The organism is Pantoea sp. EKM101V (assembly GCF_011800325.1).
GTDB classification, from domain to species: domain Bacteria; phylum Pseudomonadota; class Gammaproteobacteria; order Enterobacterales; family Enterobacteriaceae; genus Pantoea; species Pantoea anthophila.
In genome coordinates this window covers 55,288-68,694 of sequence record NZ_JAALFP010000004.1, presented here as the reverse complement: position 1 = coordinate 68,694, position 13,407 = coordinate 55,288, and the positions used below count along the sequence as shown (strand labels likewise).

The window sequence follows — 13,407 nt, the reverse complement described above, 5'->3', positions numbered from 1 at the left end:
TCTCAGTCGCGGCTATCGCCGTTACGACTCATCCACAGCGACAGCGCTTTCAGCGAATCGTCAGTAAACTCATCGCAGCGGGCGGTGATCTCGTCGGGCGTCATCCAGAAAATCTCATCGACTTCGGACTCCTGCATCGCGAAAGGCCCGTGGGACACGCAACTGAACAGGCCACCCCAGACGCGGCAGTGCTGATCTTCAAAGTAGAATTTGCCATGCTCAGCAAAAGGCACGGCGGCAATGCCCAGTTCCTCTTCAGCTTCACGACGCGCAGACTCCAGCATATCCTCACCGCTCTGTACCACGCCACCCGCCGTTGCGTCGAGTTTGCCCGGCATGAAATCTTTTGTTTCCGTGCGACGCTGAACCAGAATCTTGCCCATACCGTCATGAACCACGATATAGGTGGCGCGGTGACGCAGGCACTGAGCGCGCATCTGCGCACGTGTCGCCTGAGCAACGACTTCATTCTCTTCGCTTACAATATCGACCCACTCGATGCCGTCACCCGCAGTTTGATCCACCATCCGTAACCCTTTCCTGTTTGGCGTGCCCAGATGCACGCAGTTTGCCACTTGTTATTTTAATGTGGCGTAAGGTAATCACTTCCGTCAGCCTGAGCAAGCCCTGACAGTTATCGATTTTTACCACTTTCTGCTAACCACAGCTGGACTGAGGCTCGCTGCCATTGAAATTCAGCATAGTGCTGCAAACGTGTCGGTAAGGGATCGCCATGCAATACCAGCCGGTTGAGCATCACCGCCAGATCGGTATCCGCAATGGACCATTCGCCAAACAGGTTCTGCTGCCCTTCCGGCAGCAGACGCTCGACGGCTGCAATCAGTTTAGTGACCGCCTGCTGTGCTGACGCCGTCAGTGGCGCAAAACGTTCACCGGCAAACAGCACTTCCGTCGGGCGCTCCTGGCGGATCCACATAAAGTCACTGCGCAGCCAGGCCTGAAGCTCTCTGGCGCGGGCGCGCTTCTCGCGGTCATGGGGATAGAGCCGCTCAAATTCAGGCGCCGGAAAACGCTCTTCCAGATATTCGCTGATGGCGGAAGACTCGCTCAGCAGAAAGCTGTCAATCTGCAGCGTTGGCACACGGCAGGTCAGTGACAGCGCCCGATAGGCCTCCGCATATTGCTGATTCTGCGATAAATCGACGCGTTTCAGCTGAAAAGGCACCCCTTTTTCGGTAAGAGCAACATAGGCAGACATGGCATAAGGACTGAAAAATGATGAATCTGACCACAGGACAATGGGCGGATAATTCATCGGTTACCTCGATTGGCTGTCAGGGTTGCATCATGTTTACCGACTTTTTTTTGGGAAGGCAACGCTGAGCTGCTCCGACCTCTCACGCCGGAATAACAAAGCGCGACGCGACGCACTTCAGAGTGGCTCCGCTCTTCTATGCTGAAAGGAGCAGATAACAAAAACACAAAGGGAGCCGCAACATGCACATTCTTATTACCGGTGGCACGGGACTGATTGGGCGTCATCTGATTCCACGGCTGCAACAGCTGGGGCATCAGATCAGTGTCGTGACGCGGGATATCGTCAGCGCGCGCGAAAAACTGGGCGAGAGCGTGGCGCTCTGGTCAGGTCTGGCGCAGCAGACAAACCTCAATAACATTGATGCCGTGATTAACCTGGCGGGCGAACCCATTGCCGATAAACGCTGGACAGAGCCCCATAAACAGCAGCTCTGCGAAAGCCGCTGGCAGATCACCGAGCAGATTGCCTCACTGATTAATGCCAGCGCAACACCACCCGCCGTCCTGATTTCCGGTTCGGCAACCGGCTTCTATGGCAATACCGGCGATCTGGTGCTGACTGAAGAGGATGAGGGCCATGATGAGTTTACCCATCAGCTCTGCGCCCGCTGGGAGCAGCTGGCGCTCAGCGCCGCGAGTGAACGTACCCGCGTCTGCCTGATACGCACCGGCGTGGTGCTGGCTCGTGAAGGCGGCGCACTCAGTAAAATGAAACTGCCGTTTAAGTTTGGCGCGGGCGGGCCGATCGGCAGTGGCAAACAGTATATGCCGTGGATCCATATCGATGACATGGTCAACGCGATTCTCTGGCTGCTGGATCATGAGGATCTGCACGGCCCGTTCAACATGGTGGCTCCTTACGCGGTGCGCAATGAGCAGTTTGCTGCCACGCTGGGGCGGGTGATGCATCGTCCGGCCTTTATGCGTACGCCCGCCAGCGCCATTAAGCTAATGATGGGGGAGTCGTCGGTGCTGGTGCTGGGCGGTCAGCATGTGCTGCCGAAGCGGCTGGAAGCCTCTGGTTTCGGCTTCCGCTGGTACGATTTGCAGGAAGCCTTGCAGGATGTCGCAGGATAACCCTGCAGCGGCCCAGGGCCGCCGCAGGGGTAACTAGCTTCGCTGTCCGGCGACCCGCGACTGCATCGCCTTCTCTTCCCGCGTGTGCCCCGGTTGTGGCACGCGGATAATAAAGGTCAGCACGCCAGCGAACACATACAGCGCGGTGTAGGCCCATACCACTCCGACGATGTCGAAGAATGGCAGCATGACAGAGGCGATAGCCGGTGCCACAAAGTTACTGAGTCCCGCGGAGAGATTGTAAATCGAGACCGCTGCCCCTTTGTGATGCGGCTCCAGCGTCGGAAAGACGGCGGTCATCGGCACAAACGCGGCGACAAAGATCCCCAGCATGACCGCAGGAATTAATGCCACCCAGAAATTATGTCCTGCATACAGCGGCAGGTAATAGAAGGTCAGGCTGGAGATAGCCATTCCCAGGCAACCAAACCAGCGTACCTGACGGATCCAGCCCAGCTTCTCACCGGTGAGGCCCCAGAAGATGTTCGTAAAGATGGTGACAAAGAAGAACACCGCCCAGATTTGCAGCCATTCAGAGATGGTAAAGCCGAGACGGTCGACAAACAGCAGTGGCATGATAATGGCGAAACCAAACAGCGACAGCGTGTTGATGATGCGAATCAGACAGGCATAAAAGACATGCTGATTGGTGAACAGGATGGTCACGGCACGCGACATCTCTGTCATCTTGTCACGCATCGGCAGATTCACGCGGGATCGATCTACCGGCACGTTACGCAGGCTGAACCAGGCAAGAACCCCGCCACAGGCTACCCAGATAATGGCCAGCCACAGCGTTCCGGTCTCCCCCAGCATCGGAATGGTCAGACTGGGCAGATAGCTGCCCACCACGCCAATGCCGATTGAATACATCGCCCAGAACCAGCCGGTCGCCGCCGCCAGTTTCTCGCGCGGTAAGACCTGCACCAGCATCATCATGAAAGAGTAGATAAACAGCGGATAAGCCAGCCCGCGAATGCCGTAGAACAGTACCATGAGGGGATAGTTACGCAGCCCAAGCCCAAGCGACATAAACAGCGTATGCATGACAATCCACAGCACAAAGCCAATCATCATCGCGCGCTGCGGCGTGATCAGCTCCGCGACCACACCCGATGCCCAGGCTGCCAGCGCGGCTGCCAGGCCATAGAAGGTGAACACGACGGCAGACTGGGCGGGCGAAAAGCCCATGTCGGTGATATGACGCGACAGAAACGCCATTTCAAAGCCATCACCCGCCATAAAGATGGCGATAGCGAGAAATCCCCAGAACATCTTTTTCGGTAAGCCAAACCAGTATTCGTTCGATTGCATCACAATCACCTTCTGTTTGGTTAGTCGTTATGCAGGCAGCAGGTTACGCACCTGTTGCTGCTGGATGTAGAGTTCCCGGAACAGACGCAGCCGCTGTTGCAGTACGGCTCCGCGCGCCTCGTCCGGTTGGTAGCGCGCCTGGACTGGCGGCTTCAGACACACCTCATGCTCAGCACCGCCATCAGCCAGCCACGCCAGACGTGCCGCCCCCAGCGCGCCAGAGGCGCTGGCCGGGTGGGTAACAACCGGCAGTTGCAGCACATCGGCAATCAATTGCGCCCACAGCGTGCTGCGCGCGCCCCCACCCGTGAGGCTGTATTGCTGAATGGGGTGCCGGGCCTCGCCGAGCGCCTCTGCCCCATCAGCCAGTCCGAATGCCACGCCTTCAATCACCGCATAGCCCAGCAGGGCGCGCGGCGTTTCATGGCGCAGATTGAAGAAAGAACCGGAGGCGTCAGGATCGTTGTGAGGGGTGCGCTCCCCGGAGAGATAGGGCAGAAAAATCGGGGCACTGCGCAGCTGTTCATCACTGAGCTGAGCCATCTCCTCCATCAGCTGGCTTTCACTCACTGACAGCAGATTGCACAGCCAGCGCAGACAACTGGCGGCGCTGAGCATCACACTCATCTGATGCCAGCGGCCCGGCAGCGCATGGCAAAAGGCGTGCACCCCGGATTGCGGGTCCGCCTGCAAGCGGTCATTGACGACAAAAATCACACCGGACGTCCCCAGTGAGATAAAAGCATCCCCGGCGTTCACCGCGCCTACCCCGACGGCCGACGCGGCATTGTCCCCGCCGCCGCCTGCAATCGTGACAGAGGTGGATAAGCCCCACTCGCTCGCCAGTGTCGGCTGCAGATGTCCACTTACTGCACTGCCTTCCACCAGTTCAGGCATGGCGGCACGCGTCAGTCCGGTGATGGCCAGCAGTTCGTCCGACCAGTCACGCCGGGAGACGTCGAGCCACAGCGTTCCGGCAGCATCTGAAGGCTCAGTGACAAAGCGTCCGGTCAGACGCCAGCGCAGGTAATCTTTCGGCAGCAACACCTTATCGATACGGCTGAAGATCTCTGGCTCATGTTCCGCGACCCAGCAGAGCTTTGGTGCAGTGAAGCCAGGCATAATCATATTGCCGCTGATCGCTATCATCCGGGGATGCTGCTTCGCCAGCCTTTCACACTGTGGTGCGCTGCGCGTGTCGTTCCACAGGATACATGGACGCAGCACCCTGCCTCCGGCATCCAGCAGCACGGCCCCGTGCATCTGACCGGACAATCCTATCGCGCGAATCTCAGCCCATGCCTGAGGAGACTGATGACGCAATCCCGCCAGAACCTCACAGCAGGCTTGCCACCAGCGTTCAGGTTCCTGTTCTGCCCAGTGAGGATGCGGACGCTGCACGCTGAGCGTGGCGTGCTGAGACGCCACAATCTCACCCTGCGTGTTCACGATCAGCGCTTTAAGCTCTGAGGTACCGATATCAATACCGAGATACATGATTACACCGCCGCCAGTTCAGGCTGCTTCAGCCACTGCTGCAGATTCGCCACCTGGCGCGTCACCAGCTCATGAAACGCCTTATCGGACGCCAGTTCCGCAAACAGCGCGCGATCGCTCAGGAACGCACGGAGCGGATCGGCACTGGCGAACTGTTTACGCAGCGCTTCGGCCTGAAGCGCGCCATCCTGATAGGGATAGGGTAAGTCATCACTGGCCCAGCGCTGCATAAACAGGAAGAAGAGTGCCGGGATCACCGCCGTTGCGGTCGGCTGCACGCCGCGCTGGTAACACGCCTGCAGGGTTGGCGTCACCATGCCGGGAATTTTGGACAAGCCATCGGCACCGACGCGCTGATTGGTGTCCTGAATATAGGGATTACTGAAGCGGGCCAGCACCACATCGCGATAATCCGCCAGATCGAGCGGGCTGGGCGAAAGTGAGGGAATGACATCCTGGGTCACGTAGTCGTGCGCCAGTTGATAGATGGCCGGATGACGGGTGCTCTCATCGATATAGTTCAGCCCAATCAGCGTACCCGCCCAGGCAATCGCGGCATGGGTCGCATTAAGGATGCGAATTTTCGCCTCTTCCCACGGCAGCACCGATTCCACCAGCTCAACGCCCACCTTTTCCAGTGCCGGGCGCCCGGCAATAAAATCATCCTCAATGACCCACTGAATAAAAGATTCGGCCATCACTGCGGCACCCTCCTCCCTGCCGGTCGCCGCCTGCACGCGTTCGGCTACCTGCGGGGTGGGCCGCGGGGTTATGCGATCGACCATGGTATTCGGTGAGCGGGTCTGTGTACGCACCCAGTCGGCCAGCGCGGTATCGCCTTTGGCCGTCAGAAACGCCAGGAAGGCGTCACGAAAACGCTCGCCATTGTGGCGCAGATTGTCGCAGTTCAGCAGCGTGACCGGTGCCCCGCCCCCGGCAACCCGCTGTGTCAGAATGCGGCTGAGTGCGCCATAGAGGGTGCGGATATCGCCACCCAGATCGGCCTTCACGTCCGCCTGAGTGAGATCCAGCGTAAACGCGGGCGTCAGGTAGTAGCCCGCTTCAGTCACGGTGAAGCTAATCACACGTGTTTCCGCACAGGCGCCCTGCTCAATCAGCGCGCTGATGTCGCTTTCCCAGGGCAAAATTTTGCGCAGCGACGTGATGGTCTCATAGTCGCGCTCACCTTCGGGTGTCACGGTTTCCAGCACATATTCGCCCTGCTGCTGCGCGAGCTGATCAAGCAGCGGCGCGGCGTCCTGGCGGATATTGCCCAGCGCGATGCCCCAGCTTTCGTCGCCCTGCTTACGCAGCTGATGCAGATACCACGCCTGATGTGCCCGATGAAAAGATCCTGCGCCGATATGCATCCACACGGATTGATTGCTCATAATCGCCTCGATTAAACATTTGCCACGGTGAGGGGCATTTGCCCGATAGCCGTTAGCATAGTGTTCATTACGCGGATCCTTCTGCGAGCTCTGTCACAAATAATACTTTTGCTCTTTTATTGGGCTTTTGCCCGGTTAGCGATTTTTGCCCGGCTCGCGTTAAGATGTCTCTCTGAATTCGACGGAACAGCGTGATGAGCAGAGAAGAGAAAAAGCAGGAGCTGGCCGCGCGTGCCGCATGGATGTATTACGTTGCGGGCGTGACACAGCAGGAGATTGCGCAGGCACTGGGATTATCGCGCCAGGTGGCGCAGCGTCTGGTATCCAGTGCTCGTGAAATGGGCATGGTGAACGTAAAAATCGAACATCCCGTCACGCACTGTCTGCAGCTGGCGCGTGAGGTCCAGGAGAAGTTTGGCCTGGAACTCTGTCGCGTCGTGCCCTCGGCCAGTCTGAAGGAGGATGCCATTCAGCAAATGCTGGCCGTCGAAGGGGCGGCGGTAATGGCACAGTTCATCAGTGAGGAAGCGCCACAGGTCTTTGGCATTGGTTCCGGTAAAACCTTACGCTCGATCATCGACGCGTTGCCCTGGGTGGATCGCCCGCAGCATCATTGCGTTTCGATGATTGGCGCCATCGCGCGGGACGATTCCGGGACACGTTATGATGTCCCGCTGAAGATGGCTGAAAAGATGCAGGGTAAGTATTTCTTTATTCCGGCCCCCCTCTACGCCGACACGCCTGAAGATAAAGCGATGTGGGTGCAGCATAAGGTCTACCAGCGCGTCACCGAACGCGCCTTACGGGCAGACGTAGCCTTTGTCGGGATTGGCGAGGTAATGCCAGGCTGTCCGCTGAACGCCGAGGGATTTATTACCGATGCGCAGGTTGAGGCACTGAATGCGCGTGGCGTCGCAGGCGAGATGCTCGGTCACTTTTTCAATCAGCAGGGTGAACGCGTGTGGGGGGAAACGGATGAACTCCTGACCAGCGTGCATCTGGAAAGCCAGACACAGCGCAAAATCATTGGCTTTGCCGGTAGCGAACGCAAGTATCCGGCGATCCGGGCCGCCTTACAGGGCGGCTGGGTATCGGGTCTGGTGACCGACGAGGACACGGCGCTGAAGTTACTGCAGACGTGACGCAGCGGGCAGGCAGCGTACCGGCGCAGGGCACGTCACGCCGATGCCCTGCTTCCCGCACCTGTCCGCCCCGCTATCCGTTACTTCAGCGATCCCTTGAGGAACTGCTGCAGTCGCGGGCTTTTCGGGTTACCGAACAGCTCCGCAGGCGCTCCCTGCTCTTCGATTTTGCCCTGATGCAGGAATATGACGTGGCTGGAAACGTGGCGGGCGAACTCCATCTCATGGGTAACGACGACCATGGTTTTTCCCTCCTCAGCCAGCTTCTGCATGATGCGCAGCACTTCGCCTACCAGCTCCGGATCGAGCGCCGAGGTCGGCTCATCAAACAGTAATACTTCCGGCTCCATGGCCAGCGCACGCGCAATCGAGACACGCTGCTGCTGACCACCCGAGAGATGAACCGGATACTTCGCCTGTGCCCGTGCGTCAATGCCCACTTTATCGAGATAGCGGATCGCCCGTTCACGCGCTTCCGCCTTGCTCAGTCCCAGCACCTGAATCGGCGCTTCCATCACGTTTTCCAGCACCGTCATGTGGCTCCAGAGATTGAAGTGCTGGAACACCATGGTCAGGCTGGTGCGCAATGCGCGCAGCTGCTCTTTATCAGCCACTTTCAGCTGACCATCTTTGTCACGGACTAAGTTGATCTGCTGGTTGTTGACGACGATGCTGCCTTCACTCGGTTTTTCGAGAAAGTTGATGCAGCGTAAAAAGGTACTTTTCCCTGAACCGGACGATCCTATGATACTGATCACATCGCCCGCTTTAGCAGTTAACGAGACCCCTTTCAGCACTTCATGTTCACCGTAACGTTTATGCAATTCGGTGACGCTTAATTTATTGTCAGCCATAGTTCTACTCAATGCGATGAAGAGGGTTTCACGTGAGCCAGCCAGCGGCGTTCCGCCAGGCGGAACAGGCTGATCAACACGTAAGAGATAATCAGGTATAACACCGCCGCCAGGCCGAAGGCGGTGAACGGCTGATAGGTCGCGGAGTTAATATCCCGCGCGATTTTCAGCAGATCCGGCACCGTCGCGGTGAAGGCCAGCGCCGTGGAGTGCAGCATCAGAATCACTTCGTTGCTGTAGGCTGGCAGCGCCGTACGCAGCGCCGACGGCAGAATGATGCAGCGATAGAGTTTAAAGGTCGAGAAGCCATACGCCCGCGCCGCCTCAATCTCCCCGTGCGGCACCGAACGAATGGCCCCGGCAAAGATCTCCGTGGTGTAGGCGCAGGTGTTAAGCGTAAAGGCGAGTAACGTACAGTTCAGGCCACTGCGGAAAAAGGCATTCAGCAGCTCCGTGCCTTTCACAATCTCCAGCGTGTACATCCCGGAGTAAAACACCAGCAGCTGCACGTAGAGCGGCGTGCCACGGAACACGTAGGTAAAGAGCCAGACCGGAAAACTGATAAAGCGATTAGGGGAAACCCGCGCAATCGCCAGCAGAATTGCCAGGCATCCGCCAATGGCGACCGAGAGGATCAGCAGCCAGAGCGTGATCGCCACGCCGGTAAAGCGATAACCGTCTGTCCAGAGCAGCGATTTCCAGTATTCCTGAATAATATCAATCATAAGTCGCCCTCTTCACGCCTACCGTATAGCGCCGGTTCAGCCACCACAGCACGCCATTCGACAGCGTGGTGAACAGCAGGTAAATCACGCCCGCCACGATGGCGAAGTAGAACGGCTGCCAGGTGCTTTTTCCGGCCAGCTGCGTCGCCTTCACGACATCTTCCAGTCCGAGAAGCGAGACCAGCGCGGTGGCTTTCAGGATCACCTGCCAGTTGTTACCGATGCCGGGCAGCGCATAGCGCATCATGGCCGGGAACAGAATGCGGCGAAACACCTGCGCGCCGGTGAAACCAAACGCGGTGGCCGCTTCAATCTGCCCTTTCGGCACCGCCATAAAGGCACCCCGGAACGTTTCAGTAAAGTAGGCACCATAGATAAAGCCGAGCGTGATGATACCGGCGACCATCGGGTCGATATCAAACTGCGCCATGCCCAGCGCATCGGTGATCTGGTTGAGGACAATCTGCAGACCGTAGAAGATCAGCAGCATTAATACGAGGTCGGGCACGCCACGGATCAGCGTGGTGTAGCCTTCAAAAATCATCGCCAGAGGCCGGCTGCGCGACAGTTTCGCGCCTGCGCCGATCAGCCCCAGCAGCACTGCCAGCACCACGGAAGTGAGCGCCAGTTCCAGCGTCACCAGTGTGCCCCTGAGAATTACATCAGAATAGCCATACAGCATCGAAAGGGTCCTGTCGTGGGGTGAAAACAAAACGCTGCCCGCCAGACATCGACGGGCAGTTTAGCTTTATCACTCTGGCGTCTCTGCCATCCGCCCCCGGGGCACAGCGGCGTTAAGCCGTCCGTTCCGGCGGGCTTCAGCATCCAGAGGATAAAGCGACAGGATGGTTAGTCGCCGTACACATTGAAATCGAAGTATTTCTTCGCAATCTTGTCGTAGGTGCCATCTTTACGCATATCAGTAAAGGCTTTGTCGATAGCGGCCTTCAGCTCGCTGTCATCTTTACGCAGCCCCATGCCTGTTCCGACACCAAAGATTTTGTCATCTTTCACCGCCGGACCGGCAAACGCGTAGTTCTTGCCCACCGGCTGCTTCAGGAAGCCTTCGCTGGCCTGAACTTCATCCTGGAAAGCGGCATCAATACGGCCCGCATTCAGATCCTGATAGACCAGATCCTGGTTCGCATAAGGCGTAATCGTCACCCCTTTTGGCCGCCAGTTCTCATTGGCATAGGTTTCCTGCGTGGTGCCCTGCAGCAGACCGATGTTTTTGCCTTTCAGCGATTCAATCGTCGGCTCGATTTTTGATCCCTTCGGTGCCACTAAACGTGCGTTGGCGGCGTAGAGTTTTTCTGAGAAGGCGATCTCTTCCTGACGTTTTGCTGTGATGGAGAGTGAGGAGATGATGGCATCAATTTTCTTCGCTTTCAGTGAAGGGATCAGCGCATCGAAATCACTTTCGACATAGGTACATTGGGTATGGATACGTTTGCAGATTTCGTTAGCGAGGTCGATATCGAAGCCCACTAACTTGCCTTGCGCGTTTTTCGACTCAAACGGTGGGTAAGTTGGATCTGTACCGATGCGGATTGACCCCGGAACCGCCGCAAAGACGCTGGCAGCACTGGATAAGCCCAGCATCAGGGAAAGAGCCAGAACACGCTTTTTCATAGATTACCCTCAAGTGAAGTGCTTTTTGTTATGTGGTTCGTGATGTGAATGCGCTAATTAATCTGCATGTTTCATGCCAGATCTGCAAGTTATCCACGCAGTTAGCGTGACGCCAGTGCGGTGAAAACCGCCTGTTTATAGGGGGGAATATAGCAGTGAAGTAAAAGAGAAAAAGCGATGATGTTAACTTTTGGTGCGTCAGATGCACGAAGAGTGATCCGGGGCGCGCTTATGCACTAATTAAGTGCGCCCGCGGAACTTTATGCACCCTGCCAGCGCATAAACAGATCTTCCGGCAGGTCGATATCAAACTGATCGATAACGCGATTAACGGTCTGGTCGATGATCTGCCCGATGGTATCAGGACGGTGATAGAACGCCGGGACGGGCGGCATGATGATAGCCCCCAGTTCGGCCGCCGTGGTCATCATGCGCAGATGACCGACATGCAGCGGGGTCTCGCGCACGCACAACACCAGTTTACGCTGCTCTTTTAACACCACGTCCGCTGCCCGGGTCAGCAGGGAGTCACTGTAGCTGTGAACGATGCCTGACAGGGTTTTCATCGAGCAGGGTAAAATCGCCATGCCCAGCGTTTTAAACGACCCGGAGGAGATATTCGCGGCAATATCGCGCACGTCGTGCACCACATCGGCCAGCGCCTGTACGTCGCGAACCGAGTAGTCGCTCTCCAGCCCCAGCGTCTGTCGCGCCGCCTGACTCATGACCAGATGCGTTTCCACCTCTTCCACCTGCTGCAACACCTGCAACATGCGCACGCCGTAGATCACCCCGCTTGCGCCAGAGATGCCAATGATGAGTCGTTTCATAGTCCAACCTTGTCTCCGCTAATGCACCATCATAACGCGGCCGGACGATTTCTGAAAACAAACAGGGCGGGATTGCTCCCGCCCTGTTCTGTGCTGTCCGCCTGTCGGGGATATCAGCCTTCGTTGTGCAGCTCGAGGTTCTCGACTTCGTTCTGGCGCTGAAGCGCTTTCGCGTCATCATTACGCAGCGACTCAAGATACTCCAGATACTGCTGATCGACATCTTTGGTCACGTAGACGCCGTTGAAAACCGAACATTCAAACTGGGTAATATCCGGATTCTCTTCACGCACCGCTTCGATCAGATCGTTGAGATCCTGGAAAATCAGCGCATCCGCTTTGATCAGCTGACGGATCTCTTCCACTTCGCGGCCATGGGCAATCAGCTCCGTGGCGCTCGGCATATCGATGCCGTAGACGTTCGGGAAGCGAATTTCCGGGGCCGCTGACGCCAGGTAAACCCGTTTTGCGCCCGCTTCACGCGCCATCTCAATGATCTGCTCGGAAGTGGTGCCACGCACGATGGAGTCATCCACCAGCAGCACGTTTTTATCACGGAATTCCGCACGGTTCGCGTTGAGCTTACGACGCACTGCGCTGCGGCGTAACTGCTGACCTGGCATGATAAAGGTGCGGCCGACGTAGCGGTTCTTCACGAAGCCCTGGCGATAGGGTTTATCGAGAATACGCGCAATCTCCAGCGCGATATCGGTTGAGGTTTCCGGGATTGGAATCACCACGTCGATATCGAGATCTTCCCACTCGCGGGCAATTTTTTCGCCCAGCTTGGTGCCCATACGGACACGGGCGCTGTAGACCGAAATCTTGTCGAGGAACGAGTCGGGACGTGCAAAATAGACATACTCGAACAGGCACGGATTGCTTTTCGGGTTTTCAGCACACTGACGGGTCGACAGCTGGCCCTCTTCAGTGACATAAACCGCTTCACCCGGTGCCACGTCACGGATGAACTCAAAGCCCAGCGTATCAAGCGCCACGCTCTCTGAGGCAACCATATATTCGGTACGGCCGTCAGCGATGACGCGCTTGCCGAGGACCAGCGGACGAATGCCGTTAGGATCGCGAAAGGCGACCATGCCGTGTCCGATAATCATCGCCACGACGGCGTAAGCGCCGCGCACCTGCTGATGCAGGGCTGCGACCGCAGAAAAAATGTTGTCAGCTTCCAGCGGATCGTTCTGGAAGCGATCCAGTTCCTGCGCAAAGATGTTCAGCAGGATTTCAGAATCTGACGTGGTGTTAACGTGACGGCGACCCTTTTCGAACAGGTGCTTACGCAGTTCATGGGCGTTGGTCAGATTACCGTTGTGCGCCAGAGTGATGCCATAGGGCGAGTTGACGTAGAAAGGCTGCGCTTCAGAGGCACTGGAGCTTCCCGCCGTAGGATAACGCGCGTGACCAATGCCCATGTTGCCCTGCAGACGCTGCATGTGACGTGCTTCGAAAACGTCGCTGACCAGGCCGTTTGCCTTTCGCAGGCGAAAACATTTCAGCGCATCGATAGTACAAATGCCTGCGGCATCCTGCCCGCGGTGCTGGAGCACCGTTAACGCGTCATAGATCGACTGGTTGACCGGCATGAAACCGGTGATACCGACAATACCGCACATGTTGTCATTTCCTCATTAAGCCGCACTCCCGGTCAC

General features: G+C 57.2%; 13 protein-coding genes. 2 read left to right on the top strand and 11 right to left on the bottom strand.

Features of this window, described 5'->3' with window-relative positions; all coding sequences use genetic code 11:
- Positions 1–2: 2 nt before the first annotated feature.
- Complete coding sequence (gene yfcD / locus HFD92_RS08365) at positions 3–527, bottom strand: NUDIX hydrolase YfcD (protein ID WP_009088996.1); 525 nt, start codon at positions 525–527, stop codon at positions 3–5.
- A 107-nt stretch (positions 528–634) separates the two neighbouring features.
- Positions 635–1,276 (bottom strand): glutathione transferase, encoded by a 642-nt coding sequence (gene yfcF, locus HFD92_RS08360; RefSeq protein WP_009088994.1) that lies wholly within the window; start codon positions 1,274–1,276, stop codon positions 635–637.
- A gap of 182 nt (positions 1,277–1,458) precedes the next feature.
- On the opposite strand from yfcF, the gene HFD92_RS08355 reads away from it, so the two are divergent.
- A complete protein-coding gene (locus HFD92_RS08355) occupies positions 1,459–2,355 on the top strand; it encodes a TIGR01777 family oxidoreductase (RefSeq protein ID WP_140029078.1) in 897 nt (298 codons plus the stop codon).
- A gap of 33 nt (positions 2,356–2,388) precedes the next feature.
- Here the strand turns inward: HFD92_RS08355 and HFD92_RS08350 are convergent, their stop codons facing one another.
- From HFD92_RS08350 to dalD, 3 genes are read right to left on the bottom strand one after another with little or no spacing between them, the layout of a single operon-like run.
- A complete protein-coding gene (locus tag HFD92_RS08350) occupies positions 2,389–3,669 on the bottom strand; it encodes an MFS transporter (RefSeq protein ID WP_167428750.1) in 1,281 nt (426 codons plus the stop codon).
- 27 nt (positions 3,670–3,696) lie between these two features.
- Positions 3,697–5,166 (bottom strand): xylulokinase, encoded by a 1,470-nt coding sequence (xylB, locus tag HFD92_RS08345; protein ID WP_167428749.1) that lies wholly within the window; start codon positions 5,164–5,166, stop codon positions 3,697–3,699.
- A 2-nt stretch (positions 5,167–5,168) separates the two neighbouring features.
- Positions 5,169–6,557, bottom strand: a complete 1,389-nt coding sequence (gene dalD, locus HFD92_RS08340; RefSeq protein ID WP_167428748.1) for a D-arabinitol 4-dehydrogenase — start codon at positions 6,555–6,557, stop codon at positions 5,169–5,171.
- 194 nt (positions 6,558–6,751) lie between these two features.
- On the opposite strand from dalD, the gene HFD92_RS08335 reads away from it, so the two are divergent.
- Entirely contained in the window at positions 6,752–7,699 is a 948-nt protein-coding gene (locus HFD92_RS08335; RefSeq protein ID WP_167428747.1) for a sugar-binding transcriptional regulator, read from the top strand.
- 80 nt (positions 7,700–7,779) lie between these two features.
- On the opposite strand, the gene hisP is transcribed toward HFD92_RS08335, so the two are convergent.
- The 6 genes from hisP to purF all read right to left on the bottom strand — a co-directional run bounded on the left by hisP (position 7,780) and on the right by purF (position 13,371).
- Positions 7,780–8,553, bottom strand: a complete 774-nt coding sequence (gene hisP / locus HFD92_RS08330) for a histidine ABC transporter ATP-binding protein HisP (protein WP_009088986.1) — start codon at positions 8,551–8,553, stop codon at positions 7,780–7,782.
- Positions 8,554–8,561: 8 nt separating this feature from the next.
- Positions 8,562–9,278, bottom strand: a complete 717-nt coding sequence (locus HFD92_RS08325) for an ABC transporter permease (RefSeq protein WP_009088985.1) — start codon at positions 9,276–9,278, stop codon at positions 8,562–8,564.
- Positions 9,271–9,960: a histidine ABC transporter permease HisQ gene (locus HFD92_RS08320; RefSeq protein WP_009088984.1), complete on the bottom strand. Its 690-nt coding sequence runs from the start codon at positions 9,958–9,960 to the stop codon at positions 9,271–9,273. The genes HFD92_RS08325 and HFD92_RS08320 overlap by 8 nt, the downstream gene beginning before the upstream one ends.
- 167 nt (positions 9,961–10,127) lie before the next feature.
- Positions 10,128–10,910: a lysine/arginine/ornithine ABC transporter substrate-binding protein ArgT gene (gene argT, locus HFD92_RS08315; protein ID WP_009088983.1), complete on the bottom strand. Its 783-nt coding sequence runs from the start codon at positions 10,908–10,910 to the stop codon at positions 10,128–10,130.
- 260 nt (positions 10,911–11,170) lie between these two features.
- Entirely contained in the window at positions 11,171–11,740 is a 570-nt protein-coding gene (locus tag HFD92_RS08310) for a UbiX family flavin prenyltransferase (protein ID WP_009088982.1), read from the bottom strand.
- A 113-nt stretch (positions 11,741–11,853) separates the two neighbouring features.
- Positions 11,854–13,371, bottom strand: coding sequence for an amidophosphoribosyltransferase (gene purF / locus HFD92_RS08305; RefSeq protein WP_009088981.1), 1,518 nt, complete (start codon positions 13,369–13,371; stop codon positions 11,854–11,856).
- Positions 13,372–13,407: the final 36 nt, after the last annotated feature.

Coding starts and splice junctions, on each gene's coding strand:
- yfcD (WP_009088996.1), bottom strand. CDS start 527: ATGGTGGATCAAACTGCGGGTGACGGCATCGAGTGGGTCGATATTGTA.
- yfcF (WP_009088994.1), bottom strand. CDS start 1,276: ATGAATTATCCGCCCATTGTCCTGTGGTCAGATTCATCATTTTTCAGT.
- HFD92_RS08355 (WP_140029078.1), top strand. CDS start 1,459: ATGCACATTCTTATTACCGGTGGCACGGGACTGATTGGGCGTCATCTG.
- HFD92_RS08350 (WP_167428750.1), bottom strand. CDS start 3,669: ATGCAATCGAACGAATACTGGTTTGGCTTACCGAAAAAGATGTTCTGG.
- xylB (WP_167428749.1), bottom strand. CDS start 5,166: ATGTATCTCGGTATTGATATCGGTACCTCAGAGCTTAAAGCGCTGATC.
- dalD (WP_167428748.1), bottom strand. CDS start 6,557: ATGAGCAATCAATCCGTGTGGATGCATATCGGCGCAGGATCTTTTCAT.
- HFD92_RS08335 (WP_167428747.1), top strand. CDS start 6,752: ATGAGCAGAGAAGAGAAAAAGCAGGAGCTGGCCGCGCGTGCCGCATGG.
- hisP (WP_009088986.1), bottom strand. CDS start 8,553: ATGGCTGACAATAAATTAAGCGTCACCGAATTGCATAAACGTTACGGT.
- HFD92_RS08325 (WP_009088985.1), bottom strand. CDS start 9,278: ATGATTGATATTATTCAGGAATACTGGAAATCGCTGCTCTGGACAGAC.
- HFD92_RS08320 (WP_009088984.1), bottom strand. CDS start 9,960: ATGCTGTATGGCTATTCTGATGTAATTCTCAGGGGCACACTGGTGACG.
- argT (WP_009088983.1), bottom strand. CDS start 10,910: ATGAAAAAGCGTGTTCTGGCTCTTTCCCTGATGCTGGGCTTATCCAGT.
- HFD92_RS08310 (WP_009088982.1), bottom strand. CDS start 11,740: ATGAAACGACTCATCATTGGCATCTCTGGCGCAAGCGGGGTGATCTAC.
- purF (WP_009088981.1), bottom strand. CDS start 13,371: ATGTGCGGTATTGTCGGTATCACCGGTTTCATGCCGGTCAACCAGTCG.